This window comes from Marinobacter confluentis (genome assembly GCF_004785685.1).
Classification (GTDB): Bacteria; Pseudomonadota; Gammaproteobacteria; order Pseudomonadales; family Oleiphilaceae; genus Marinobacter; species Marinobacter confluentis.
This window is the reverse complement of the sequence record NZ_SRPF01000001.1, coordinates 860817-885966: the sequence shown is the minus strand read 5'-3', so window position 1 is coordinate 885966 and position 25150 is coordinate 860817. Positions and strand designations below refer to the sequence as shown.

20 protein-coding genes are annotated in these 25150 nt (G+C 56.7%); 11 read left to right on the top strand and 9 right to left on the bottom strand.

Going from position 1 to position 25150, the window contains the following annotated elements:
• Positions 1-7: 7 nt before the first annotated feature.
• A complete protein-coding gene (gene gorA, locus E5Q11_RS04110; protein WP_135802104.1) occupies positions 8-1372 on the top strand; it encodes a glutathione-disulfide reductase in 1365 nt (454 codons plus the stop codon).
• A 26-nt stretch (positions 1373-1398) separates the two neighbouring features.
• Here the strand turns inward: gorA and E5Q11_RS04105 are convergent, their stop codons facing one another.
• The 3 genes from E5Q11_RS04105 to E5Q11_RS04095 are packed head-to-tail and all read right to left on the bottom strand — an operon-like array spanning position 1399 to position 6486.
• Positions 1399-3342, bottom strand: a complete 1944-nt coding sequence (locus tag E5Q11_RS04105; RefSeq protein WP_135802103.1) for an ATP-binding protein — start codon at positions 3340-3342, stop codon at positions 1399-1401.
• The gene (locus tag E5Q11_RS04100) at positions 3335-4333 is read right to left on the bottom strand and encodes an ABC transporter substrate-binding protein (protein WP_135802102.1); all 999 of its coding nucleotides are present in this window, start codon (positions 4331-4333) and stop codon (positions 3335-3337) included. Before E5Q11_RS04100 ends, E5Q11_RS04105 begins: the two co-directional genes overlap by 8 nt.
• A gap of 35 nt (positions 4334-4368) precedes the next feature.
• Positions 4369-6486: a TonB-dependent receptor plug domain-containing protein gene (locus E5Q11_RS04095; protein ID WP_225314946.1), complete on the bottom strand. Its 2118-nt coding sequence runs from the start codon at positions 6484-6486 to the stop codon at positions 4369-4371.
• A gap of 217 nt (positions 6487-6703) precedes the next feature.
• On the opposite strand from E5Q11_RS04095, the gene E5Q11_RS04090 reads away from it, so the two are divergent.
• Entirely contained in the window at positions 6704-7375 is a 672-nt protein-coding gene (locus E5Q11_RS04090; RefSeq protein WP_135802100.1) for a J domain-containing protein, read from the top strand.
• Here E5Q11_RS04090 and E5Q11_RS04085 read toward each other — a convergent pair.
• The 3 genes from E5Q11_RS04085 to E5Q11_RS04075 all read right to left on the bottom strand — a co-directional run bounded on the left by E5Q11_RS04085 (position 7340) and on the right by E5Q11_RS04075 (position 10839).
• Positions 7340-8353, bottom strand: coding sequence for a bile acid:sodium symporter family protein (locus E5Q11_RS04085; protein ID WP_135802099.1), 1014 nt, complete (start codon positions 8351-8353; stop codon positions 7340-7342). The two genes, E5Q11_RS04090 and E5Q11_RS04085, sit on opposite strands and share 36 nt — an antisense overlap.
• Positions 8354-8358: 5 nt before the next feature.
• On the bottom strand, positions 8359-9846 hold the full coding sequence (locus E5Q11_RS04080) for a flavin-containing monooxygenase (RefSeq protein ID WP_135802098.1): 1488 nt from the start codon (positions 9844-9846) through the stop codon (positions 8359-8361).
• An 81-nt stretch (positions 9847-9927) separates the two neighbouring features.
• The gene (locus tag E5Q11_RS04075; protein WP_135802097.1) at positions 9928-10839 is read right to left on the bottom strand and encodes a LysR family transcriptional regulator; all 912 of its coding nucleotides are present in this window, start codon (positions 10837-10839) and stop codon (positions 9928-9930) included.
• Positions 10840-10957: 118 nt separating this feature from the next.
• Between E5Q11_RS04075 and E5Q11_RS04070 the strand changes: the two genes are divergently transcribed.
• Complete coding sequence (locus E5Q11_RS04070; RefSeq protein ID WP_135802096.1) at positions 10958-12577, top strand: NADH-quinone oxidoreductase subunit L; 1620 nt, start codon at positions 10958-10960, stop codon at positions 12575-12577.
• Positions 12574-15030 (top strand): YbcC family protein, encoded by a 2457-nt coding sequence (locus E5Q11_RS04065; protein ID WP_135802095.1) that lies wholly within the window; start codon positions 12574-12576, stop codon positions 15028-15030. The genes E5Q11_RS04070 and E5Q11_RS04065 overlap by 4 nt, the downstream gene beginning before the upstream one ends.
• A 3-nt stretch (positions 15031-15033) precedes the next feature.
• Here the strand turns inward: E5Q11_RS04065 and E5Q11_RS04060 are convergent, their stop codons facing one another.
• On the bottom strand, positions 15034-16002 hold the full coding sequence (locus tag E5Q11_RS04060; protein ID WP_135802094.1) for a beta-ketoacyl-ACP synthase III: 969 nt from the start codon (positions 16000-16002) through the stop codon (positions 15034-15036).
• 260 nt (positions 16003-16262) lie between these two features.
• On the opposite strand from E5Q11_RS04060, the gene E5Q11_RS17755 reads away from it, so the two are divergent.
• A complete protein-coding gene (locus E5Q11_RS17755; protein ID WP_168215605.1) occupies positions 16263-16418 on the top strand; it encodes a hypothetical protein in 156 nt (51 codons plus the stop codon).
• Positions 16419-16441: 23 nt separating this feature from the next.
• Here the strand turns inward: E5Q11_RS17755 and E5Q11_RS04055 are convergent, their stop codons facing one another.
• Positions 16442-17359 carry a peptidoglycan-binding domain-containing protein gene (locus E5Q11_RS04055; RefSeq protein ID WP_168215604.1) on the bottom strand — a complete coding sequence of 306 codons (918 nt, stop codon included), beginning with the start codon at positions 17357-17359 and terminating at the stop codon, positions 16442-16444.
• Between the two features lie 250 nt (positions 17360-17609).
• Here E5Q11_RS04055 and E5Q11_RS04050 point away from each other — a divergent pair, with 250 nt between their 5' ends.
• The 3 genes from E5Q11_RS04050 to E5Q11_RS04040 all read left to right on the top strand — a co-directional run bounded on the left by E5Q11_RS04050 (position 17610) and on the right by E5Q11_RS04040 (position 21842).
• The gene (locus E5Q11_RS04050; RefSeq protein WP_168215603.1) at positions 17610-18719 is read left to right on the top strand and encodes an ABC transporter substrate-binding protein; all 1110 of its coding nucleotides are present in this window, start codon (positions 17610-17612) and stop codon (positions 18717-18719) included.
• Between the two features lie 25 nt (positions 18720-18744).
• Entirely contained in the window at positions 18745-20310 is a 1566-nt protein-coding gene (locus E5Q11_RS04045; protein ID WP_135802091.1) for a DUF4139 domain-containing protein, read from the top strand.
• Between the two features lie 68 nt (positions 20311-20378).
• Positions 20379-21842 carry a malate:quinone oxidoreductase gene (locus tag E5Q11_RS04040; RefSeq protein WP_135802090.1) on the top strand — a complete coding sequence of 488 codons (1464 nt, stop codon included), beginning with the start codon at positions 20379-20381 and terminating at the stop codon, positions 21840-21842.
• A gap of 67 nt (positions 21843-21909) precedes the next feature.
• Here E5Q11_RS04040 and E5Q11_RS04035 read toward each other — a convergent pair whose 3' ends face one another.
• Positions 21910-22293: a hypothetical protein gene (locus E5Q11_RS04035; RefSeq protein ID WP_135802089.1), complete on the bottom strand. Its 384-nt coding sequence runs from the start codon at positions 22291-22293 to the stop codon at positions 21910-21912.
• Positions 22294-22389: 96 nt separating this feature from the next.
• Here E5Q11_RS04035 and E5Q11_RS04030 point away from each other — a divergent pair, with 96 nt between their 5' ends.
• The 3 genes from E5Q11_RS04030 (at position 22390) to E5Q11_RS04025 (ending at position 25068) form a co-directional block, all read left to right on the top strand.
• Positions 22390-22899, top strand: a complete 510-nt coding sequence (locus E5Q11_RS04030; RefSeq protein ID WP_135802088.1) for an NAD(P)H-dependent flavin oxidoreductase — start codon at positions 22390-22392, stop codon at positions 22897-22899.
• A gap of 4 nt (positions 22900-22903) precedes the next feature.
• On the top strand, positions 22904-23023 hold the full coding sequence (locus E5Q11_RS17930) for a nitronate monooxygenase (protein ID WP_225314947.1): 120 nt from the start codon (positions 22904-22906) through the stop codon (positions 23021-23023).
• 119 nt (positions 23024-23142) lie between these two features.
• Entirely contained in the window at positions 23143-25068 is a 1926-nt protein-coding gene (locus tag E5Q11_RS04025; protein WP_135802087.1) for a methyl-accepting chemotaxis protein, read from the top strand.
• Positions 25069-25150 lie beyond the last annotated feature (82 nt).

The window sequence follows — 25150 nt, the reverse complement described above, 5'->3', positions numbered from 1 at the left end:
AGACAACGTGACTGACCAGCAGGATTTTGATCTGATCGTAATTGGCGCAGGCTCCGGTGGTGTCAGATTGGCTAGGATGTCTGCGGCCAAGGGCGCGAGGGTGGCAGTGGTTGAATCCCGTTATCTGGGAGGCACCTGCGTCAATGTCGGCTGTGTTCCCAAGAAACTGTTTGTTTATGGTGCCCATGCCGGTGAGGACATTGAAGACGCCCAGGGCTATGGATGGAGCCTGCCCCATGACCAGGTCCGTTTTGACTGGGCCCGGCTGGTTGCCAATAAGAACGCAGAAATCGAGAGGCTGAACGGCATTTACGGGCGAATGCTGGAAAACGCCGGGGTGACCATTATCGAAGGCACCGCCAGTCTGTCGGACGCCAATACCGTTGTGGTTGGCGATCAAAGCTATCGGGCAAAACATATCACCATCGCTACCGGAAGCTGGCCGGCCATTCCCGATATCCCCGGAAAGGAATGCATACTGTCATCGAACGAAATGTTCTACCTTCCGCAATTGCCCCGGCAGGCGGTTGTCTGGGGCGGTGGTTACATTGCCGTCGAGTTTGCGGGTATTCTGGCCGGCCTGGGTGTCGAAACCACGCTGCTTTACCGGGGCGAACTTTTCCTGAGAGGGTTTGACGGCGATATCCGGCAGTTCATGGCCCAGGAAATAAAAAAGAAAGGCGTTGACCTTCGCTTCGGTGTCACCATTGAATCTGTTGAGAATGTCGACACGGCCTATCATGTGCGTCTGTCTGATGGCAGTCGCCTGGTGACCGGTCTGGTGATGGCAGCAACCGGGCGCAGAGCACTGGTGGATGGTCTTGGGCTGGAAGAACTGGGCGTCCGCATGACGGCATCCGGTCATATTTCAGTGGATGAACATTTCCGTACCGCAGTACCTTCAATTACAGCCCTGGGGGACGTCATCGGCACACCGCAACTGACCCCGGTGGCACTTGGGCAGGGCATGGTGTTGTCCCGAAGACTGTTCGGGGATGGCCAGGGTGAAATGGATTATTCGAGCATTCCAACCGCCGTGTTCTGCCAGCCGAACATCGGCACTGTCGGGCTGACCGAAGAAGAAGCCCAGGAAGCAGGCTACAGGCTGCGAATCTATCGCTCAGAGTTCAAGCCCATGAAACACACGCTCAGCGGCCGGGATGAACGCGCCTTGATGAAACTGGTGGTCGATGATCAGACTGATCGAGTGCTGGGTGCCCATATGGTTGGTCCGGATGCCGGTGAAATCACTCAGGGCCTCGCCGTGGCTATCAAGGCTGGTGCCACAAAGGCCCAGTTCGACAGTACCCTGGGGATTCACCCAACCTCTGCAGAAGAATTCGTTACCATGCGGGAGCCTGTGTCCGGATAGGTTCTGGTGAGTGCGGTTGGGGCACCCTAAACCTGTATCCAGCGACTCAAAACCTGACGCAGGCTTTCTTTCCTCACCGGTTTTGAAAGGTAGTCGTTCATGCCCGCTTCCCGACATTGGGTTTCGGTACCAGGCAAAGCATCGGCGGTCAGTGCAATGATGGGCGTACCGCCCTGGCCGTTGCTTTTCTCCCACTCCCTGATCGATCGGGTGGTTTCGTAACCGTCCATCACCGGCATCTGGCAGTCCATCAGAATGACGTCGTAGCCCTGGTGGTTAGTTCGAACAAAATCGATGGCTTGCTGGCCGTTGTTGGCGGCGTCGGTTTCAAACCCCAGCCTCTTTAGCAGTGCCGTCGCTACCCGCTGGTTGACCAGATTGTCCTCGACGACCAGCGCCCTGGAACGTTGCCCGGTTATCTCGGGCATCGGGGACTCAGCGAAAGCAGCGACAGTCTGATGAACGTCCAGCTCGAAGGGCAGCTCGAAACGGAAAACCGAGCCTTTGCCGATGTCTGTCTCCACTTTCACGTGGCCCCCCATCAGTTCTACCAATCGCTGGACCAGAGATAACCCCATGCCGGTCCCGCCGAACTGACGGGCATCTGAGGCGTCCACCTGCTCGAATGAATTGAACACGTCTTCTATGCGGTCGACCGGGATGCCACAACCGGTATCGATCACCGAGCAATTCAGCAAAACGCAGTTGTCTTCAATCGTCTGCCAACTGGCCCTGATTTCAATCGAACCATCACCGGTGAACTTGATCGCGTTATCAATCAGGCCAGACAGTATCTGGCGAAGTCGCGCCGCGTCACCCATGACCATGGCTGATTCGGGCCAGTCGCCCGAAAACTCAGTGATCAACGAGAGGCCCCGGCGCTCGGCGAAGTGCCGGAAGCTGGCTGCACAGTTGGCGATAACCTGGCGCAGGTCAAACTGGCGGTTTTCCAGACGCAGGGTGCCCCGGTCAATGTGGGAATAATCGAGAATATCGCTGATAACCATCAGCAGGTCTTCAGTGGACTGCTTGGCGGTCAGCAGATAGTCCTGCTGGCGTGGGGTCAGCGGGTCCTCGGCGACCAGATCAATCATACCCAGCACGCCGTTAAGCGGAGTTCGCAGTTCATGGCTCATGGTGGCCAGAAACTCGGTTTTAGTCCGGTTGGCTGCTTCTGCCCGCTCTCTGGCGCGCTCGGAAGACGCCAGGGTATCGTCCCGGGCGGCCTGCAGGTCATTGAGATGCGAGGCGAGGGCATTGAATCGTTGCTCAAGTTCCATGATTTCCCGGGAAGACCCCTTCTGACTCAGAGGAACCTGGTCATACTGGCGGTCAGTCAGCCGCTCAACACGCTTTGACAGGCCTCGCATCGGGGCAATGATTCCGCTGAGGATATGATTGACGATCACCATGGTGAACAGCAGCAGGAAGAGTCCGACTGCCAGGGATGTCCATATGATGTCCGCCCGCCTGGCCGCAAAGCGTTCGTTATCCACGCCGACTTCTACCGAACCCACTCTCATGGAGCCGGCGCCGAAACCGTACTGGGGCTCAAACCACTCGGATTCGCGGTTATCATCCAGTTCCAGGGGCTGTTGCAATATCTCGGACTCGAACACCGTATAGCGGTCCGGATTGTTGACGACCGGGCGTCCGTCAGTGGCGGCAAAGCCCACCTGATTACCCACCACGTCTGACACCCGGATCCAGTCTGCCCGACTTTGTTGTAGTGACTGTTGAAGAGTCTGTTCCAGCGCCGCTTCGTTGCCGGATACCACCGCATACTCCACGGCTGGTGCCATGCTGTCAGCCAGCATCTGGCTGCTGGCTGCTATCTCTTTACGGGCATCGTCCAGACGAGCCGAGGTGAAAAATACCATCAATACAACAAACATAACGATGGCCGGGGCGGCCCCCAGCAATAGTAACTTTCGAGTCAGCGATGCCTGGCGCAGGGGTTGTCTAGTCATTCGCGTTCGCCTCCACGCTTTCAAGGCGCTCTATGACGGCATCAATCAGGGTTTGCCGTTCCGGCAACGGAATATTCAGTGACCGCCCCACCTGGCGATTGATCTCAATACCAAAATCCGTGGGATAGGCCGGTTCCGGAAAGGCGTCGTGTTCCCGGAAATGCGCTATGTAGCGAGCTGCCATGTCGGCAATACTGCTCAGCGGCGTATAGGATGAGGCCAGGGAGCCTGCTTTGACATAAGCCTGACTGGGGCCGATGACAATACGATTGCGCCGATAGGCGGTCAGCAGAATATGTTTTATGGTGCGAGGGTTATATATGCTGCTGTCCGGTGCCGCCAGCACAAAATCCCCGTAATTCAGGGCCCTGATCAGGGTGGGAATCAGGCGCTCGTCCGATGCAACGAGAAACACTCGACCTTCCATCTCAAGTTCTTTCAGTTCGTCCAGTACCGACTCGTAAAGATGCTCAGTATCCGGCCTCGCCAGCATCGCAACCCGCGTTGAGTAGGGAAGAATGGTTTTGCCAATTGCTACCTGACGGATCAGTGGGGGGGTCGACAGAATGGCCGACACCTTGCCTTCGTCGACCTTTGCACCCGCCCTGATGTAGGCTTCCTCGACCAGAAGACCAAGCACCGGCACCTGGGCGTTTTCCTCCCGCACTCGGGTAAAAGCCGTCGGGCCAATGGCAATAACCGGGGATTCACTGTCCTGGGAAGTCTGGCCGCTTACAAAGGAACGCATCATGACCGATTCGCCAAAGGCGTCGGAAAGCAATTCCCTGAGACGCTGATTCAACCGCTGGTTTTCTGAATCAGCGATGTATACCAGCGTGGTCGCCGGGCTGATGAACGTGGCCTGTGCACGAGTGATTGAAGAAAACGCCAGGCAGACCATCACCAGAACCAGCACCAGGGCAAGGCTGTTTAACCTGGTAGCCGGGGTTGGTGGCTCTTGATGATGGCCGAAACTCTGTGTGTCTCTCATACCGTCCAGGGTCGTGCTTCTTCCTTGCGATGGGTCTAGAACCGGATGCCAGCTTCAACGAAAAACTGGTTCTGGTCATTAATCTTGTTGTCCGGGCTCAGTGTCGGCTTTGCTGTCACGTAATGCTGCATGGTCAAGGCCAGCTCGTAGCTGAAATTCCTCTCATAGACCTGCTTTGCAAGGCGGAAATCCGCCCGTTCAAACTGGCTTAGCCTGAACTCGTCTGCCCAGTAAAACGCAGTGGCTGCCTTAACGTTATAGGGTAGATCCTTTATCAGTGCTACGCTTCCGGAATGTCGAACTGACAACCTGCCCACCAGTTCAATGGCCTGATCACGATCATAATCGCTGATTGGCTTGCCAACGTATTCTGTGTCCTGGTCCAGGTAGGCGTAGGTGGCTCTTATCCGGGTGCCGGGGTACTCAAGCATGCCTTCAAGCTCAAACCCTTCCTGATCCATGTCGATATTATTATCAATGGTCCAGCGGGATGTACTGATGATGCCGCTGATCATGTCTGTCAATTCATCGTGAAAGTAACGGGCTTCAAGTGTGAAGGTCCCTTCGTCCAGATAATATTGACCAAAATAACTTATTTCTCTTGATGTTATTCGTTCTTCTTCAAGTCGATTACCATAAGTCGATGAGCCCTGGCTTACCAGGTCCGACACCAGGAAGCGCTGACCTTCCAGAAATTCGAAGGGTGGCGCTACGTTGGCAGGGCGATAGGACCAGTCCGGATCTTGCTCAAAGGCATCGGGTGTACGAACTGCCTTGGAAAACACGAAACGTAGGGTGTGGTTATCATCAAGAATGAAATTGGATGCAATCCGGGGAGAAAAATAGCTGTCATCGGTCGTGCTGGTTTTTTCCCAGTTCCCGCCGGCGTTGAGGGTTAACCAGCGCAGAGGTGAATACTCCAGGTTACCAAAGGCTCTGGACTGATAGTTGTTTCCCCGGCCATTGAAGTAGGTTTCAGACTCATAGGAGTCCTTGCGGTAACCCAGGCCGGATACCAGCTTCAGGTTCGGGCTGAACAGCAAGGTGTCCTGAAGCTCAAGCTCCAGCCGGTTTTCTTCAATGTCCTCGTTCAGAATGGCGATCACGGGGGCGTCGTTTGGGTCTGACAAATCACAGATTTCCGGGTCGCCAGCGAACAGTGAATTACCCGAAATACAGGTTGTCCAGCGCTGCCGGCGCTTGTAGTTCTGGAAGCTTGCCTGAATGTGGAAGAAATGCCGGTCAGATGTGGTTACGTTCAGCTTGGACTGAAGATAGTAGTCGTCTACCAGAATGTTGGCGTCGTCGGCTGAGCCGAGTTTACCTTCCTTGAGACTGTCTTCTTCATCGACACCCTCTACCACGCCGGCTCGCAGTTCAAGTTCGTAGTCAGGGCTCAGAGCCAGAGAGCCATCGTAGGAAAAGGTATTGATGTCATAGCCATTGATGAATGGTTTTACCGGGTCGTCGGCGCCAGTATCGAACTGCTCATCGAATCCGTCTGACATGCGTTTCTCGTAGGCCAGTCGCCAAGTATAGTCATTATCACCGCCGCCGTAAGAACCGAAAGCGCGACGATAACCCCGGGAGCCGGAAATGGCCCGCAGCTCGATGCCGGCAGAATCCTCCGGTGCGCGGGTAATAATGTTGATGGTGCCGAGGAACGCGTTGATGCCGTAGGCAGCACTGTTGGGTCCGCGACTGATTTCGATGCGTTCGATCAGTTCAAGCGGCACCGGCATGGTGTTCCATTCGACTTGCGACAGATTAGCGCGATACGACGTTCGGCCGTCGACCTGAACCTGCATCCGGCGCTGCTCGTAGTGCACCGTGCCATGGTAGCTGGTGACCGGTACGTTACTGCCGACGTAGTTGACGGTCATGCCGGGAACCAGCCGAAACACTTCAACCAGGTTCATGATGCCCAGCTTGCGGATCATATCCCCGGATATGATAGAGGTAGTGCCTGGCACCCGGGATTTAGGTTGGCGAAGGCGAGTGGTGGTCAGAACCTCCGGAATGGCAGACTGCACGCCGTAGGCATCGGGCAAGGCGCTGGCGTCTGCCAGTAGCGCATCATCCTGCAATTCCGTTTGCCCAACCGGGTTTGCCTGTGCCTGCGCCACCCCGGGGGAAATGCACAAAAGGGCCACGGACAGGGAACATCGGGCAAATGAAGGTAGTCCATGGCTTAAACGCCATGAAATCGGGCAAACAGCGGAATTCCGGTTCGTAACGGGCATGGTTGTCGATTTATACTTTGCCGAGTAGTGGAGACTTTTTTATTAAGTTCTTGACGCTATCCTATGGGAGAGAACCTTATTTGTCTCGCTGAAATGCACACTAATCCTACAGTTGGATAATCTAATCATGAATTGTTGGGAAGTTCTGGGCATTGATCCAACCCGGGATCGCGCTGCGATTGATCGGGCCTATGAACAGCAGAAAAAATTTGCCGACGGCGAGGAGCTGGATCGCCTTCATCAGGCTTACCGCGAGGCCAGCGGTGAAGCACCTGAAGAAATGGCTGGGTCCGAGCCCGTGAGCGAAGGGCAAGCCAGCCCTGAGCCGCAGCACCAACGCGAGCCCAAGGCGGCGCCAGGAGCAGAGCTTAACGCTGAAGAGCAACAGATCGTCAGGGAAGTGGTGATTCAGGTCAAAGCACTTCTTAACGACTCCCGCCGGGCCGCGGATGAAGGTATCTGGCGGGCGATTCTGACGGAGCCGCCGGCCGATCAGGACCATCTGCGGGACGCGATTGCCCGTTCGCTGGAGCAGCAGGTTCGGCCAATGGCCGATAATGGCAGTTTCCCGCCGGCCGTGGTGGCGTTCCTGGCAGACTGGTTTGGCTGGCGGGAACTGGAGAGCGGTCGGCAGCCGGAGCCGGCGGATCAGACTTTCGACCGGGAACATGAATCCCGGGAAAGCAGTTTCGAAGACGATTCCCAGCCGCCGGTAACCAATTTCTGGCCTGCTGTTATTGGCTGGGTCGTGGCATTGGTGGTACTAGCTACCTTTTTTGACAGCATTTTCGGTGGCTGATCCCGCGTCGGCGATTTTCTTCCGATAGTGCTGCGCCAGCATGGCACCCACGATGACCTGTATCTGGTTGTAGCACATGATCGGCAGCACAATCATGCCAAAACCAGGGTGGCCGGAGAACAGAACCTTGGCCATTGGCAGCCCGGATGCCAGGCTCTTCTTGGAACCGCAGAACACAACCGCGGCTTCATCTTCCAGAGGCAGGCCCAGGCGCCGCACCACCAGTGTTGCCAGCGCCATAAAAAACACCAGCAGCAGAACGCAAAGCACGATAGTCAGGAATATCGCCGACAGTGGCAGCTTTTCCCAGAGCCCGCTGGCAACGGAATGTGAAAAGGCCGAATAGACCACCAGCCAGATCACACACTGGTCATAGCGCGTCGAGAGTCTCTCTTGCCGTGCCATGAAACCGCCCAGCCAGGGGCGCAGGCCGTGGCCCACGGCAAAGGGCAGAAGCAGCTGCAGCACAATGTCTTTCAGGGCCTCGGCCACTGACAGTTCTCCGGCTCCGGAGCTGCTCACCAGCATCAGCAGCAGAAACGGCGTCAGCATCATGCCAAACACATTCGAGGCCGCCGCGCTGCAGATAGCAGCCGGTACGTTGCCCCGGGCCATGGCGGTGTACGCAATGGATGATGACACCGCTGATGGCAGCACCCCCAGATACAGGAAACCCAGCCCCAGATCCGCCGGCATCCAGGCCGGCAATACGACGCTGATCTGGTGGATAGGCAGAACCATCAGCGGAAAAAACACGAATGTAAAAGCGGTGATGATGATGTGCAGCCGCCAGTGGGTTGCCCCGGCGATAATCTGATTTCGGGAAAGAGCCACGCCGTGGAGAAAAAACAGAAGCGCAACGGCCAGCGTAACCATGGTCGCCAGGGCATCTGCTAGACCGCCGCGCACTGGCAAATAGGTTGCCAGCACCACCGCACCAAGCAGCAAAAGGGTAAATCGATCGATACTGAACTTCATCAGGCTTACGACTCTGGATTTGAGGGCAGATAACGGAAATCGAGCGGGTTGTGCTCCTGGGTTTCACGTCGATAGGTGAAGGTAAAGCCGGGCCAATTTATGGTGTTCTTGCCGTTTTTGTCGAGGTACCAGGAATGGCAACCGGATTCCCAGACGCTGTTAGTAAGCCGCTGCTGTATGTTGATGGAAAATGCGCGGAGCCGGTCGGGCTTCACATCCATGGCAGCACCAGGGTTTTTCGAAAGAGCCCGCACGCAGCTCATCACATACCGAACCTGGGATTCCAGCATGAAGACAATGCTGTTATGGGCAAGATTGGTATTGGGACCATACAGCATGAAAAAGTTCGGAAAACCGGACACGGTTATGCCCTTGAAGGCCTCCGCGCCGTCGGCCCAGGCCTGGTTGAGGGTTTGCCCGCCAAGCCCGGTAATGGTCATCGGTGACAGGAATTCTGATGCGGCAAAACCAGTGCCGAGAATCAGGGTGTCCGCTTTGTGCAGGGCGCCATCTGTTGTGACCACGCCATTACTCACCACGCGTTCGATACCGGTAGTTACCAGGTTTACATGCTGCTGATCGATGGCCCGGTACCAGTCATTGGAAATCAGTATGCGTTTGCAGCCAATCTGGTAATCGGGTATCAGATCCCTGCGTTTCTGGGGGTTACGCACCTGGTTTCTGGCGAAGCGCTTTGCCTGCCAGGCAAAAAGGCTCAACAGGCTATTGAAGCGGGTGAACGCCAGGCCGCGGCTTTCGTTTTTCCAGTAGATCAGGGTCCGGTAAACCCGGTCCCAGAGCGGGAACTTCTCAAACAGGGTCTGTTCCCATTTTTTGAAAGGGCGGTCGGGTTTGGGCAATACCCACGCAGCAGAGCGCTGGAACAGGGTCAGGGACTGTACCTGTGGGACGATTTCGGGAACAAACTGGATGGCACTGGCCCCGGTGCCAACAACAGCTACGTTTTTCCCTTCAAGGGAGTGATCGTGGTCCCAACGGGCAGAATGAAAAAGAGTACCTTCAAACGAACTCAGCCCGGGGATACGTGGCCAGGCAGGCTGGTTCAGCTGGCCTGTGGCCGTCACCAGTATGTCGCACTGAAGCTGTTCACCTGACCCGGTTTCGACCTGCCATTGGTTTCGGTTTTCATCAAAGCTTGCTGAGCGCACTTCCTGATTGAAGCGAATGTGTTTTAGCAGATCGTATTTTTTTGCGCAGAAACGCATGTAGTCCAGAATCTCGGGCTGCATGCCGAACTTTCGTGACCAGTCATGCTTGGGCTCGAACGAATAGGAATAGAAGTGCGATTGCACATCACAGGCAGCCCCGGGGTAGGTATTGTCGCGCCAGGTACCACCGACATCCGGGCCCTTTTCCAGCAGGGTGATCCGGTTGAAGCCGGCCTCTTTGAGCTGAATAGCCATGCAGAGCCCGCCAAAACCGGCGCCGACGATCACAACTGAAGGATCTTCTGGATTACTCGGAATACTCATCGCAAGGCTGTCCTCGGAAAAACCCGCCCACAGTATAAAGGTAGAGATGCATTTGTCTGATAGCTTTTCACAACAGACTGGTTAGTCAGAATGATCAACCGATCGTTGGGTCAGGAAATTATCCGGCGGCTGGGAAAGCAGCTCTTTTAAGGCCGGAGTTTCGAATTGACGCCGGATGCTGATGGCATAGAACTCCTCATAAACGCCGGGCAGGGCGCCGTAATCCGCCAGGGTTCCGTTTTTCAGTTCATCCCGCACAACAACCGGTGGCAGAATCGCAAAATGGCCGGTGTCCCGGGTCAGCAGTCGCATCATGGCCATATCGTCCACCTCTGCCGCAATATTTGGGCGCAGGCTATGGTATTCACATAACTGGTCGAAGGCCTGGCGTATGTTGTTATCCGGCCCCGGCACAATCAGGCTGCGTCCCTGCAATACGTCCTGGAACTCACCCCGAACGGCCGCCCCCGACGGGCCGATGATGCTCACGGGCTGTCTTGCGATCAGGCGGGAGCGCCAGGGATTCTGCTCATCCCCACGAACCAGCTGGTTGGAAAGAATCAGGTCCAGGCGATGGGCAGACAGCCGTCTGAGCAAATCATCAATGTGACTGCTCTGCAGGCTCAATTCCAGATCTTCCCGATTCAACAGCGGTTGCAGAAAACCCTCCTGAAAATTTCGCGACAGGGTGGCTACCGCGCCAATTCGCAGAATTTCCCGGTTTGGCTGGGCACCCGCGGCAAAGAGAGCTGACAGCTCCTCACCCTGGCGGAAAATTTCCTCGGCGTAAGAGAACGCCATACGCCCGGCTTCGGACAGCTTGAGACGACGGCCTTCGCGAATGAACAGGTCATGCCCCAGGCTTTCTTCCAGTTTCCGGATCTGCCCGGATAGCGCGGACTGGGATATGTGCAGTGCCTCTGCAGCCTTTGTCAGATGGCCCGTACGAGCAACCTTCCAGAAATAAAACAGATGGTGATAGTTCAGCTTCATCGCAAACCGTTCTTCAAAACAGAATGAAGTGATCAGTATAAACCATTTTTTATATCGGTCGAACATGGGCAAAGTATTCGCATCAGTCAAATACACGCCAAACGGGAAGTTTGCCCAGATGAATACAATCGCTGAGATAGGCTCGTTACTGGTTCTGGCAATCTGGCTTATGGTGCCAGTCGCCCTTTTTGGACTGGCTGGCCTGCACAGCTGGCTGCAGAATCCATTTAAGCAGAACCGCTGCTGGCACATCGCGGACCGCCTGTTCCTTGGGGCGATGGCGGCATCCGTTGCCGTTGGTGCCATGCTGGTGATTCAGGCACACACTGCTGTGGTTGATTCAACAGTGACCGCGGTAGGCAATCGCCTCGGCCTCTATCCGGATGGCGTTGCGGTCTGGATGTCGCTGATGGTGGCGTTTGTGGGGTGGGTCATCCTGCGTTATGCAGACACTTACCTGCGGCAGGATCCAGGCCGAGATCGCTTCTTTCCCTGGTTTCTGGTGACTGTGGCGTCAGTACTGGTACTGGTGTTTACCAACCACCTGCTGATTCTGGCCGGCGCCTGGATCGGCGTAAGCCTGTCCCTTCATCATCTGCTGACACTCTATCAGGATCGGCCGCAGGCCAGGATGGCGGCGGTTCAGAAGTTTATCGTCAGCCGTCTGGGGGACACCCTGATTGTCTCCGGTGTGGTTCTGCTCTATCTCCAGTACGGCACTTTCCATCTACCAGAAATGGTGGCTGATGAAGCTGCCCGTGCAGAAGGCTCGGTTGAGCTGCACTGGGCTTCCATAGCCCTGGCCCTGGCGGCGGTCCTAAAATGTGCCCAGATTCCCTTCCACGGCTGGCTGATACGGGTCATGGAAGCGCCTACGCCCGTTTCGGCGCTGTTGCATGCCGGTGTGATCAATCTGGGAGGCTTCCTCTGGTTGCGTCTGTTCCCGGTATTCGATGGCTTCACTGCAGGCCACCTGATTCTGCTTACCGTTGGCGGCTTTACCGCAGTGGTCGCGATTCTGACCATGATGACCCAGCATTCAGTCAAACACGCGCTGGCCTGGTCCACCTGCGGGCAGATGGGTTTCATGCTGTTTGAGATCGGTATGGGCGCTTACACTCTCGCGCTGCTGCACCTGCTGGCGCATTCGCTGTACAAGGCGCACTCCTTCCTGGCCTCCGGTCGCACGGTTGTGGTTTCGGGCGGTGGCAGCTTTCCACGGGCCTCACTGGTCAGGCGCCTGGCCTGGGCCGGCGGCAGTGGCGCCTGTGCTGCACTAATTCTGTTCTTCGCGCCCTGGATCGTCGAGGGTAATCCGGTGTTTGCAGCCTTGCTGGTACTTGCGGTATCTGCTGCGGCCATGGGCATACCGGCCGGTGCCACAAACCGGCTCAGGTTGCGCCTTGCCGGGCTCGCCGTTGGTCTGGTGCCGGTTTATTCGCTTCTGCACATGCTCGTGGGGCCGGCGGTACCGGTTCATGCCGGGTTTGAGCTGCCGCCAGTCGCCTATGTTCTGGGAGGAACCATTGTGGCGGCACTGGCGGTTCTTTCACTGCTGATCCTGATTGGCGCCCGCTATCGGGTTACCCGAATGCTTTGCACCCATTTCCGTCAGGGCCTCTATCTTGATCTGCCATTTGACCGGTTGACCCGAGCGCTGGCGGCCGAAGCCTTGAAAGTGCCGTCCATGTTCCGCCGGGTTCCCCATCACCCTTTCAGGCTTGAGGAGAAGTCATGAGCAGTCTGTCCGTGTCTGTGCCGGAGTTACAGTTAACCAACGAGGCCTGGCGCGATTCCTGTCGCAAGGCCTGTGATTCAATCGCGCCGGTCTGGCCACTGGACCAGTGGATTGCGGTAAACCCTTTTTGGGGGTTGAGGCACCTGCCGGCTGCCCGGGCTGACCAACTGCTTCAGGACCGGGGCGGCATCAACATGCTGATGCCTGCTGCATTTTATCGGGAAGCCTGGGAAGGTGGCCGGATTCAGCAACAGGACCTCGAGGCAAGCATGGCGGAAAGAGGCGAGGGCGGTGACCCCATAGATGATATCCGCCGGCTGGAAAAGGCGGAGCATCGAAAGGGAGTCACACAGTTTGCCATGTTGCAAGGTTCACTGGCGGAAGCGGCCTGCGATCAGGTTTCTGCAACCTGCGGTGCATTTTTTGACCAGCATCAACGCCGTTGGTCCCAAGGCGAGGAAAATCCGAATCAGGAAGACCTGCAGACTCATAGTCTGTTTGCATTCTGGCTGGAATCCGTGCGGGAGGATCGTTCCCTGGACACGAAAACTGGCGTACCTGGCGCCCGCCGGTTTTTTCGGGACCTGCCCAACACCCTGGAGCAGGTCACTGCCGACTCCATCAGAGCCATTTCCGCCTCCGGGGCGGAACTTGAGGCCATCTGTCATAGCCTGCTGCTGCAGGTGAACGGCTGGGCGTCCTGGTGTCGGGGCGAGGACTGGCGGGCAGGCCTGGACGGGCAGGTCTCTGACCGTTGTATGGAAATACTGGCCATCATGCTGGTGTGGGAACGTCTCGCGATCGAGTTTTCGTCGCTGGATCAGAAAGCGGATTGGCAGAAGCAGCGGGCCAGGGCAAGACGGGCCGATCGCCACGGCGAGCCTGACAGGCTCTGGGTCTGGCAACGGGCCTATGAGCTAGCCTATCAACGTGCGCTCTGGCAGGCATGTGGCCTGACCGGTTCAGGCTCTGCCTCGAATCAGTCCGGGCCTGCCACAGGGCCTGACGGCTTGCCCGAGGTGCAGGCGGTTTTCTGTATCGATGTCCGTTCTGAGGTTATGCGCCGTCATCTTGAGCAGGTTCATCCGGGCATGCAGACTCTGGGTTTTGCAGGCTTCTTTGGCATGCCCATTGAACATCACCGCCATGGGTCTTTTGCACCGGTGCGCCGCCTGCCGGGGTTACTTCCGACCTCCTATCGGCTGGTTGACACCAAAGGCAGCGTGCGCGAAGACCTTGCCGAGCACCACAGCCGGGACCAGAAGGAAATTACCCGCGCTTCCATCCGTGAGGCAAAATACAGCAGCCTTTCAACCTTTACCCTCGTGGAAACCACAGGCATGGCCTGGGCCTGGAAGCTCCTGAAGGACACTCTGAAATCGGGCCAGAAAAAGGTCGACGGGAACCAGCTTGAGGGCAGGTTGGTTCACCGCTACGGCGGCGACCCACTGAACGATTCGGAAAGAACTGGCCTGGCCGAAAACCTGCTGAAGGGCATGTCGCTGACCAGTGGATTTGCCCCGCTGCTGGTGTTTGTTGGTCATGGTAGCCACACCGACAATAACCCGAATCAGGCAGGGCTGGATTGCGGGGCCTGTGGTGGTCAGAGTGGCGGCACCAACGCCCGGGTGGCCGCGGCTCTGGTGAACGATCCTCAGGTGAGGGCAGGCCTTGCCCGCAGGGGTATTCGCATTCCGGATTACACCTGGGCCGTGGCGGCCGAGCATTGCACGGCAACCGACAGCGTCACCATCGCCGACCGGGAAAAGGTGCCCGATTCTCACTTGCAGAAACTGGTGGACCTTGAGGCCGGTTTTGAAAAAGCCGGGCGCCTGGTCCGCCGGGAGAGGGCAACACCGCTGAAGCTGAACGGGCTGACCGACGCCCGGTTAGAGCAGGCGATGGAAACCAGGACCCGTGACTGGTCCGAGGTCCGGCCTGAATGGGGCCTGGCCAACAACGCGGCCATTATTTTTGCGAAACGAGCAAGAACTCGAGGCTGTAACCTTGGCGGCCGGGTTTTCCTGCACGACTATGATCCTGAACCTGACACCGAAGGGGCGCTGCTCGAGAGCCTGCTCAGCGCGCCGATGGTTGTCGCCAACTGGATCAACCTGCAGTACTTCGCGTCGGTCACGGCGCCGGAGGTATACGGCGCGGGGAACAAACTTCTGCACTCGGTGATTGGCGGCAACATCGGCGTGGTCGAGGGCAATGACAGCAGGCTCCGGATCGGATTACCGATACAGTCTGTGCACGATGGCACCTACTGGCGCCATGAGCCGGTCCGTCTCACGGTTCTGGTCGATGCGCCGGCGGATCGAATAGAGTCAGTCATCCGCCGCCAGCCCGACGTTGCTGCACTGATCGACAATCACTGGGTTCTGCTGCACCGTTTCGCAGGCGCCGGGGTGGAGCGTTATAACTGTGGCAGTTGGGAGCCTGTGGCCTGACCGTCAGAACCGGATCAGGGCAGAGCCCCAGGTAAAGCCGCCACCAAAGGCTTCCAGCAACAGAACTTCATTGCGCTGGATACGGCCGTCACGTACGGCCACATCCAGCGCAAGGGGAATGGATGCGGCGGAGGTATTGCCGTGTTTGTTAACGGTGACGACTACCCGGTCCATGGACATTTTCAGTTTTCGCGCGGTGGCTGAAATAATCCGCAGGTTAGCCTGGTGGGGAACCAGCCAATCGATGTCGGATTTTTCCATCTGGTTGGCTTCCAGAGTCTCGTCAACAATCTTGCCAAGGGTGCTGACCGCAATCTTGAAAACCTCATTGCCCTTCATATGCACATGGCCTTTGCCAGCGCGGACCTGATCAAACCCGTCACCAATACCGCAGGGAACGTGCAGAAGATGCTCGTACTGGCCATCCGCATGAATGTGGGTGGACAGAATGCCGGTTTCTTCACTGGATTCCAGTACCACCGCGCCGGCGCCGTCTCCGAAAAGCACGCAGGTACCTCGGTCCTCCCAGTCCAGAATCCGTGAAAACAGCTCCGCACCTACCACCAGTACCTTCTTGCTGGAGCCAGTTTTAATGAACTTGTCCGCCACGGAAAGGGCATAGACGAAACCACTGCACACGGCCTGGATATCAAAAGCCGGGCAGCCGTGAATGCCGAGCCGGGCCTGCAGAATGCAGGCAGAACTGGGGAAAATCTTATCGGGGGTGGAGGTGGCAAAGACGATCAGATCAATGTCGGTTGCCGCTATTCCGGCCGCTTCAAGGGCGCGCAGTGACGCCTGCTCGGCGAGATCTACTGTGGTCTGGCCTTCCACGGCAATATGCCGCTGTTCAATGCCTGTGCGCTCACGTATCCACTCATCGCTGGTATCAACAAGCGTTTCCAGCTGCTGGTTGGTCATGACATTGTCAGGAAGGTAGGAGCCTGTCCCGGCAATTCGCGCATAGGTCATGCAATATTCCTTCAGATTGGCGGATCATTTTGTCTTCATGGTCCGGCCATCCTATACCCATGGAACGGGCATCTTCTATTAGCGGTTTGTCAAAGGCGGCATAAGGCGTGGCAGGGCCCGGGATGGTGATATCTGCAGCTTAGTAGTTCTTCGTAGGTGTATCCAAGTATGGGGGCGGCAGGTCCTATTCCATACAATAGGTAGCTACATAAACAGTTCCCGGCCTCGCCGGAATCTCAGGGTTCACAGGAAAGAAAGTCATGAAAAAAGCAGTGTCCGTTTACAAGGGTTGGCGCAAAAAACGGGACTTTATTCACCTGGTGCTAACCAAGGAAGCCAGGTTGCTCAAGGATGTGGGCTATCCGCCGGAAATCATTGAACAGCGCCTGAAAACGCCATTCTGGAAATTCGTCTGACCTGCCGGGTCTGAGCGCCAGGCTCAGACCATCCAGCCAAACAGAAAATCGAACATTCTGGTAATCACGTTACCCTCGCTCGCCTCGTTTGTGTCTGAATCGCCCAGGTCTTCCTTGTCTGCGGCTTTAGTGGCAGGCGCTTCAGCTTGCGGGGCGGGTAGCTCTTCCGGCTCTGCCTGAGCAGTTTCTACTTGGGCGTTGTCTGCCCGAGAAACATCTGCCACGGCCGCGTCTGACGACGGCGCCTGGCCGGTGCTCGCCCGCACAGCAGTCGCGATAATGATAGGTTCAGAGGTCGGTTCAGAGGTCGGTTCAGTGTCGGATTGAGGTTGCGGTTCCGGTGCTGGCTCCGGCCTGCTCTGGACAGCGGCAGGCGCAGGTTCTGGTTCGGATTGTGCCACCTTTACCGGTTCGGATGCTTTTACCGTTTCGGGTGTCTTTACAGGATCTGGCTTTGGTGCCGGCTCCAGTGCCGGCGCAGGTTCGGATGCAACAACCGGCTCAGCCGCTGCAACGGGCTCAGGTTCGGGTTGGGGCTGGACAACGGGCTCTGGTGCTTTGACTCTGACGGGTTCCGGATTGCTGGCAAGTGTTTCCAGCCCCAGTTCTTTTCGAGCGGCTTCCCGGCTGGCAACCATATTACTGCCCATCAACTGGGACCCAGTGTTAGATACACCAAGAGAGGCAAGGGTTTCAGAATCCAGTTCGCCGGTTTCACTCAGCCCCGGTCTGTCAGCCTGATACTGTCTGACAGCCTTCCGTAGATTGCCATCAATCCAGCCGTCTGCCTTTCCGATGCTGTATCCCGCGCCATAGAGGGCGTTCTCCGCCGAAAATACCGTCTGTACCGACGCTGCCTGGGCTGAAAGCGGACAGGCCAACAGAGCCGTGGCAAGACATACGCTTGTTGGGAAAGGGGCAGAAACCAGTCGACGGCTCATGAGGTGTTCCTCCATGGAATACTTGCGGTGCGGTTTTTGTTGAGTTTGCAAAGTATCAGCAAATCCCGGCTCAACCCATGACGCAGTTAACAATTGCAGAAAAGTAATGATGTGTATCGAAAGGTAACTTTTGGCAGGTTCCACCCCAGTGCTAGTGTATTCCTGGTGGTTTGGCCTGATAATGGCGCGTTATCATCAACATGGAAAAACCTGTAGAGGGTTTGTTGTGCAGCACAGGGCATTATTCTTTTTGATCATCTGCCAGGTCCTGGGGTTTGCGTTACCGACTCACGCAGCGCCTTCAGCCGGCGTGAAGGTTGTCTTCCTGTCCCCGGACACCTCCCGTTTCTGGCATATGGTTGGCGGTTTCATGCAGGCAGTAGCCGACGATCTTGAAATCGATCTTACGATCTACACCGATCAGGACCGCAACCGCTTCAGTTACCGCGATCTGTTGAACAAAGTGCTTGAGCAGCCCGACCGACCCGATTACATCGTCTTTATGTGCAAGGAAAAAGTCACCCACGATATGCTCACCCGGGTTGGCGAAGCGGGAATAAAGGTGTTCACCTTTAACACTTCCGTTCCTGAAGAAGAGCTGGCCAAAACCGGCCAGCCCAGAGAGAAACTGCCACACTGGATTGGCCACCTGTCTCCAGACAACCGCGCCGCCGGTGCCACTCTTGCCACCGAACTGTTTAAACGCTATCAGCAGAAAACCGGAAACCAGGCGAATATGCTGGTCGGGCTGTCCGGTAGTCGGGATTCCTCCGCTGCAATCCATCGTAATGAGGGCCTCAGAAACATGCTTGAAGGCCAGGGCTCGATTGACCATCAACTGCTTTTTGCAGACTGGGATCAGGAAGAAGCCCGCCTGAAAGTCGAACGACTGATCGCTCGATACCCGGCTCTGGACCTCATCTGGAACGCCAGTGACGGCATGGCGCTGGGTGCAATCGACGCAGCCCGGGCCACGGGTCGGAAGCCGGGCGAAGACCTGATGGTGGGCGGCCTGGACTGGGAGCAGCGCGCGCTGGATGAAATAGGTGAAGGCCGGATGGCACTCAGCCTCGGCAGGCATTTCATGGGTGGCGGACTGGCTTTACTGCTGATTCACGACTATCACACCGGTTATGATTTTGCCGGGCAGGGCGGCGTTTCGATGAATTACAGCCTCGCCATTGCGGACAGGGATAATCTTGGCGGTGTCCGTGAGGTGATGGACCCGGCCAACTGGGATGAAACCGATTTCAGGCAATTCAGCAAACATTATACCGAGGCGCTTCGGGGCGACACCGCCACGGCGTCCGAGCTTCTGGACGATTTCATGGGCGCTTTGAGCCCCGGTTTTCAACGGTAGATTCGCTGACACTAAGGAGTCATTCATGAAATGGCATTACGCTCTGTTGATGCTGGGGTTACCACTGGTCGCCCAGGCCAAAATCACCTCGGCAACCCTGTATCCTTCCCATGCTCAACTGGTATGGCAGCAACCGGTGTCTGTGGAACAGGGTTCGGGTGAAATCTCTCTGGAGGGGCTTCCGGTGTCACTGCAGGATGACACACTGATGGCTGAAATCAGGGGCCTGCCAGGTGTGCTGACCCAACGTGTTCAGATTCGCCAGGTAGAGCAGACCGAGGTGGCGGCCAAAGCAACGCGGGAACTGCAAGAGGCCCTGCAGCAACTGGAGTACCGCATTGGCGCGCGGGAGGACGAAATCCAGTCCTGGAACCAGCAGGTGCGGCTGATGGCGGAAGCCGCCGGCACGCCCAAGGAAATCACCGCGTCAGAACTGGCACAGCTGGGCGCCACCGTTCAGGAACGCACCCAGCAGGCGCTGACCCGGATCAGAGACATCCGCAACGCGATGGCTGATGATCTTGCGGAACGAGACCGCATAGAACGGGAGCTTGCCGCCACCCAGCAGAACGCCAAAGCCACCAAAACCGTGACAATCGCCTACCAGGCAGAAACCGCTGGCCAGGGCTCCGTCAGACTGCAGTACCAAACCCATGAGGCGGGCTGGCGGAGCCAGTACAATGCTCGCCTTCAAGCCGCCGATAGCGGAACCGAGGGCACACTGGTGCTTGAGCATCTCGCCCTGATTCGCCAGACCACAGGCCTGGACTGGGATGGGGTACAGGTAAGCCTGTCAACGGCCAACACAAGATCTGGCACCGACATTCCGCCGTTACAGCCATGGCTGGTAGCCCCGGGCGGTCAGCCCGAGTACCGTTCGCAGAAGGCGCTGAGCTCGTCCATGGACATGGTTCAGTCCGAGGTCGCCAGTTCCCCGCAACCGGCCACCATTGAGGATCAGGGGGCGTTCACCCAGAGCTATCGCATTCAGGCACCGGTATCCCTGGCCAGCGGGAATTCGGATCAGTTCGTCACGATTGCAAACCACAATGTTCCGGTGTCCATCGAAACCCGGTTCTACCCGGCGATGGATCTGAACGGTTTTATTCATGCCACTGGTCTGTTTGAAGCCGAAGCGTCACTACCCGGGGGCCCGGCAACGCTTTACCGGGACGGCCAGTCGGTTGGGCGAACCTACCTTGAAAGCCTGTCGACTGGCAGTGAGTTGGCCATGGGTTTTGGTGTTAACGACCGGGTTATAGCTGAGGTCATCAATGAGCAGAACCAGACGGGTGAGCAGGGCGTATTCAAGGGTGAAAAGTATGTCCGCCAGATAAACCGCTATGAAATCACCAACAATCATCCCAGAGCAGTCGCCGTGCGTGTTTTCGACCGGATTCCGGTCTCCCGCCAGGACCAGTTGACAGTGGAAGAGCTGGACATCTCCGAGCCGGTCCAGCGGGATGCCCTGGATATCAAGGGTGTATTATCCTGGGAAAGGCAGCTTCAGCCCGGGGAAGCCATCAACCTGACATCCGGTTTCGAATTGCGGGTGCCGGATGACGCAGAGCTGCCACCGGAATTCCGCTAGTTCGCAAATACGGCGCTGGAACAAAGTACACCAAACCAATCAGGACACTCAGACTTACGGGAAGCTATATGAATGTCATCATCATCGGCGCAGGGATCATGGGAACCACATTTGCCACGCTGGCAAAAGAATTCGCCCCGGATCTGGATATCACCATCCTGGAGAGGCTGGACAGCGCCGGCGCGGGTAATTCATCGGCGTTCTGGAACGCAGGGACCGGGCATGAGGCCAACTGCGAACTGAACTATACCCCGGTGGATGAGGAGGTCATTTCGGTTGAAAAGGCCCTGAAAATCCACGCCCAGTTCAATGTGGCCAAACAGTTCTGGGCCTACCTGGTCGACAAAGGCGCCATTGAAAACCCGAAATCGTTCATCAACCAGACCCGGCACTGCACCATCGTTTCCGAGTCGGCCATTGAAGAATTGCGGCTTCGGTTCAAGGAAATGTCAGCTCATCACTTTTTCGAGCACATGCGTTACTCGGAGGATTTTGATGAGATCCGAAGCTGGATTCCGTACACCATGGACGAGCGGCCCCGCCATGAAAAGATGGCAGCGACTGTTATCGAAACCGGCACCGACGTGAACTTTGGCGCTCTGACCCAGCAGTTGGCGTCCTACGCTGTCCGGGAACTGGGTGTTAAAATCGAATACGGTACCCACGTTAAACGAGTGCACAAGAGCCCGACAGGACGCTGGCTGATCGAAACCCAACGCCAGGGCCAGGCTGTTCAGTATCGAGCCGATGTGCTGTTTGTCGGCGCCGGTGGGGGAGCCTTCCCGCTGCTGAAAAAGAGCCATCTACCCTTCCGAAACCGGTTCGCTGGCTTCCCTGTGGGCGGGCGTTTTCTGCAGGCCCCCATCAGCGCTGAACAGGCCGATTATTACCGGGCCAAAACCTATGGCAAAGCCAAGGTCGGTGCACCGCCAATGTCGGTGCCGCACCTGGATTTACGGGTAGTGGATGGCAAGCACTATCTGCTGTTTGGACCCTTTGCGTCGTTCAAACCGGTGCTGGAGAGAGGCCGCAGCTTCTTTGATTACCTGCGTTCAATGCGGTTGCATGATATTCCGGGCCTGCTCAACGTGGCGCTGGAACACTTCCCGCTGGTCAAGTACCTGGTGTCTGAAACCTTCAAAGGTGAGAAAAGCATGATCGCGGAGCTGGAAAACTTCGCGCCCGGTCTCAGCAAGAAGTTCGACTGGAAGCCCATTGAGGCCGGCCAGCGAGTGCAGATCATCAAGGATGGCGACCTGCAGATGGGCACTGAGATTCTGGTCTCCAAGGACAAAACCTACGCAACCCTGCTAGGCGCGTCACCCGGTGCCTCAGTGTCGCCAGAGGTGATGCTGCGATGCCTGGAACAACTGCTGCCGAATGTGGTCGGCAAGGAGGAGGCCCAGAAGAAGAAGCAGAAAATTTTCCCGGAAGACGATCTCGACACGCTCGCGAACAACCCGGAACGCTATCGCGAGATTCGTGACGCTGTTAATGCGAAGCTGGGTATCAAAAAACCAGCCGTGGAGTAGGGGAAGAGGGAAGGCCCAAGCTGCCCATCCGGGCAGCTTGGGGCTGACGGTGTTTTTCTCACGAGGCTTATTTAACAGTGTTGCCTGGAATCAACATGCCGCTGCCTTTGATCTCACCATCCATGCGAAGCACCATTGATGGCCCGTCCAGGCTGACACCGTAGCAGGTTGGGCCCTCACCATAGGCGAAGCACATTTCACCCGCTCTGGTTGTCCATTCTCCGGTGTAACCCTTGCCGTGAATCGTGCCGTCTGGGGCATAGTATTCATTGAAGCCGGAGTTGGGCTCGCTCATGCTGCCCTGATAGGAATGATCGCTGACCGCATCGGAAATTTCCTGGGCGCTCGGAGCGCTGTTGGCATTCGCAGCGCCCGACACCAGCAGTGCAGCTGAAGTGACGGCGGCCGCCAATGTGAGATAAACGGACTTCTTTGCGTTGAGCGTAAGCATCAGTCTGATCCCTTTCATTTTGTCGAGAATTGTTCGGGAGCTAATGGTTACGAGCTATAGACAGGCAGGGATCAATACACCCGGGGAATAGTGCAAATGGACTTATTGAAAGCAGTGCCTGGCCTGGATTATCCGATCATTCAGGCGCCTATGGCAGGAGTATCAACGCCCCTGCTGGCTTCGGCGGTGTCCAATGCGGGCGCCCTGGGCTCAATCAGTGTGGGGGCAAGTAACCCGATAGTGGCGCGGAAGATGATCGAAGAGACCCGGTCACTGACGGACAGGGCCTTCAACGTTAATGTGTTCTGCCATCGCCCGGCATCGCCCGATCCTCAAGTAGAAAATCAATGGAATCAATATCTTGCACCATACTTTTCAGAGTTCAATTCAAGTCCGCCGTCTGCTCTGAAAGAGATTTACAAAGCGTTCGGCAGTGATCCCGAGATGCTTAGAATGCTGGTTGAAACCCGCCCGGCGGTGGTCAGCTTTCATTTCGGGCTGCCTCCAGCCGAGTTCGTTGCTGCCCTGAAAAACGCGGGCATTTACCTGATGGCAACGGCCACAACCGTGGAAGAAGGCCAGCAGATAGACGCTGGACCTGGTTAGAGCATTGAAAGCCAACACTCAGTTGCCAGTGGTTGCCGCAGGCGAGGTGATGGACGGCGGAGACATCAGCGTCATGCTTGAGCACGGCGCAAATGGGGGAGACCCAGATCACTGCCGCCATTAAAATAGCGCTCATGTTCTACCGCCGCTTGCCGATAAATCTATCATAGCCATAGTCCAGACCGGGCCTGCCTTCTAGCCCTTATTTCAACCAGCTCCAAATCCTCAGACCAGGGGGCCCATGTGACAATCCGGAATCTTTTCATTGTTGCGGTTTCAATCCTCATCATTGCGATCATGACCGTCGCCAGCGCGCTCATTGCCTGGCAGACTCAGTCAACCATCAAGACTAACGTTGTCGATCAGCGCAACGTTCTTCGGGACGATGTGCTCAGAGCCCTCTCGATTACCGACGAACTCATGTCCAAACGGGTTGAGAGTTCCCTGAACCTCCTGACAGTGCGTGGTGAAAGTCTCGGCAACCCCCGTATCGAAGGTTCTGAGGCGGTGGGCGGTACGGATGCACCGGGGCTTTATCTGGGTGACACCCTGATCAACAACAACTACGACCTGGTAGACGGCGTCACAGATATCATGGGCGGTACCGCCACACTGTTTGTTCGTGACGGCGACAACTTCATTCGTGTGTCCACCAACGTCAAGAAACAGGATGGTTCCCGGGCCACCGGTACCACGCTGAATATGAGCGGCGGTGCCGGTCAGGCCATAGCGCGGGGCGAACCCTTCTTTGGCCAGGTCGAAATCCTTAGCAACCCCTACCTGACGGCTTACACGCCCATGCGCGGTCAATTCAATGAGATCGTTGGCATCTGGTACGTGGGCTATTCCGCCGATCTTTCCGAGCTGAACCGGGCCATCGAGTCGTCCCGTCTCCTCGATCAGGGTTTCGTTGCGCTGATCGACGACAAGAACAAGATCCGGATGCACTCCAACGTAATCGACGCGGACCAGCTTAGCCAGATTCTGGAGACTTCCTCCGACGAATGGGAACTGGAACGCACAGCTTTTGAGCCCTGGGGCTACAGCGTGGTGACCGGTTATGCCAAAGACGAAGTATCCGGAATGGTCTGGGCGCAAGCCACCCGCGCGGTATTAATGATCAGCGTCGGTGGCCTGATCATCATCGTCTGTCTGGGTTTCCTGATTCAATTCGTTATCGCCAGGCCCCTGCAGAAGATGATTGATGCGATCAATAACATTGCCGAAGGTGAAGGCGATCTGACGGTACGCTTCAACTCCCGAAGCAATAACGAACTCGGCATGATGGCCAATGGCTTCGACAAGCTACTGAACCGCCTGCAGGCGACCATTTCTGAGACCAAGACATCCGCTCAGAGCCTCCTGGCTTCGTCTGAAAGTCTCAAGACCATCGCATCGGAATCTGAATCCGTGGTCTATCAGCAGACCCAGCAGACCGAGCAGGTCGCGACCGCCATGAATGAAATGAGCGCCACAGCGCAAGCGGTTGCCGACAGTGCTACCCGCGCAGAGGGGCTGGCCAGGGAAGCCGATGAATTCGCCGAAGATGGACAGGCGCTGATCGAGACCACCACCCAGACCATCGCTAGGCAGCTTAGTAACGGCCAGCGTTCCGTAGAATCCAGCGCTTCGTTGAAGAATGCCTCCCAGGCCATCGGTAGCATACTCTCCGTTATCGAGAATATTTCAGAACAGACCAACCTGCTGGCGCTTAACGCGGCCATTGAGGCCGCCAGGGCCGGTGAGCATGGGCGGGGCTTTGCGGTCGTGTCAGACGAAGTCCGTAACCTGGCGCAGCGTACCCAGGGTTCGGTGAAGGAAATCCAGGATCAGATCAAGTTCCTGCAGGAAGGCGTGGACACCGTCGCTGAAGTAATCACTGACGGTAGCCGACTGGCTGAAGAAGCCACCAGCACTATCGAACAGACCGGCCAGGCCATCGAGAAGCTACGGGCAGGCGTGCGAGCCATTCGCGATACGAATATCGAGATGGCCAGTGCGGCTGAGCAGCAAAGTCAGGTGTCAGAGGATATCAACGAACGACTTGAGAGCCTCCGCCAGACCGCAAGCATCAGCGATAAGAACGCATCATCCACCAACCAGGCGGCGGAAAAATTACGGGCTGTTGCTGAATCGCTCCAGGCCAGGCTCAACGAATACAGAATCTGATAACAGGTCACACAATTGACGTACCGAATCGTCTACATTGGGATCTGGATTTCCTTTCAGAAACAACAGACGACAGCCACAG

Bases quoted from the DNA above. Each gene is read 5' to 3' on its own strand.
- E5Q11_RS04030 (WP_135802088.1), top strand. From the start codon at position 22,390: ATGGACTTATTGAAAGCAGTGCCTGGCCTGGATTATCCGATCATTCAG.
- E5Q11_RS04090 (WP_135802100.1), top strand. From the start codon at position 6,704: ATGAATTGTTGGGAAGTTCTGGGCATTGATCCAACCCGGGATCGCGCT.
- E5Q11_RS17755 (WP_168215605.1), top strand. From the start codon at position 16,263: ATGAAAAAAGCAGTGTCCGTTTACAAGGGTTGGCGCAAAAAACGGGAC.
- E5Q11_RS04055 (WP_168215604.1), bottom strand. From the start codon at position 17,359: ATGAGCCGTCGACTGGTTTCTGCCCCTTTCCCAACAAGCGTATGTCTT.
- E5Q11_RS04085 (WP_135802099.1), bottom strand. From the start codon at position 8,353: ATGAAGTTCAGTATCGATCGATTTACCCTTTTGCTGCTTGGTGCGGTG.
- E5Q11_RS04045 (WP_135802091.1), top strand. From the start codon at position 18,745: ATGAAATGGCATTACGCTCTGTTGATGCTGGGGTTACCACTGGTCGCC.
- E5Q11_RS04080 (WP_135802098.1), bottom strand. From the start codon at position 9,846: ATGAGTATTCCGAGTAATCCAGAAGATCCTTCAGTTGTGATCGTCGGC.
- E5Q11_RS04040 (WP_135802090.1), top strand. From the start codon at position 20,379: ATGAATGTCATCATCATCGGCGCAGGGATCATGGGAACCACATTTGCC.
- E5Q11_RS04070 (WP_135802096.1), top strand. From the start codon at position 10,958: ATGAATACAATCGCTGAGATAGGCTCGTTACTGGTTCTGGCAATCTGG.
- E5Q11_RS04105 (WP_135802103.1), bottom strand. From the start codon at position 3,342: ATGACTAGACAACCCCTGCGCCAGGCATCGCTGACTCGAAAGTTACTA.
- E5Q11_RS04035 (WP_135802089.1), bottom strand. From the start codon at position 22,293: ATGCTTACGCTCAACGCAAAGAAGTCCGTTTATCTCACATTGGCGGCC.
- E5Q11_RS04075 (WP_135802097.1), bottom strand. From the start codon at position 10,839: ATGAAGCTGAACTATCACCATCTGTTTTATTTCTGGAAGGTTGCTCGT.
- E5Q11_RS04100 (WP_135802102.1), bottom strand. From the start codon at position 4,333: ATGAGAGACACACAGAGTTTCGGCCATCATCAAGAGCCACCAACCCCG.
- E5Q11_RS04060 (WP_135802094.1), bottom strand. From the start codon at position 16,002: ATGACCTATGCGCGAATTGCCGGGACAGGCTCCTACCTTCCTGACAAT.
- E5Q11_RS04065 (WP_135802095.1), top strand. From the start codon at position 12,574: ATGAGCAGTCTGTCCGTGTCTGTGCCGGAGTTACAGTTAACCAACGAG.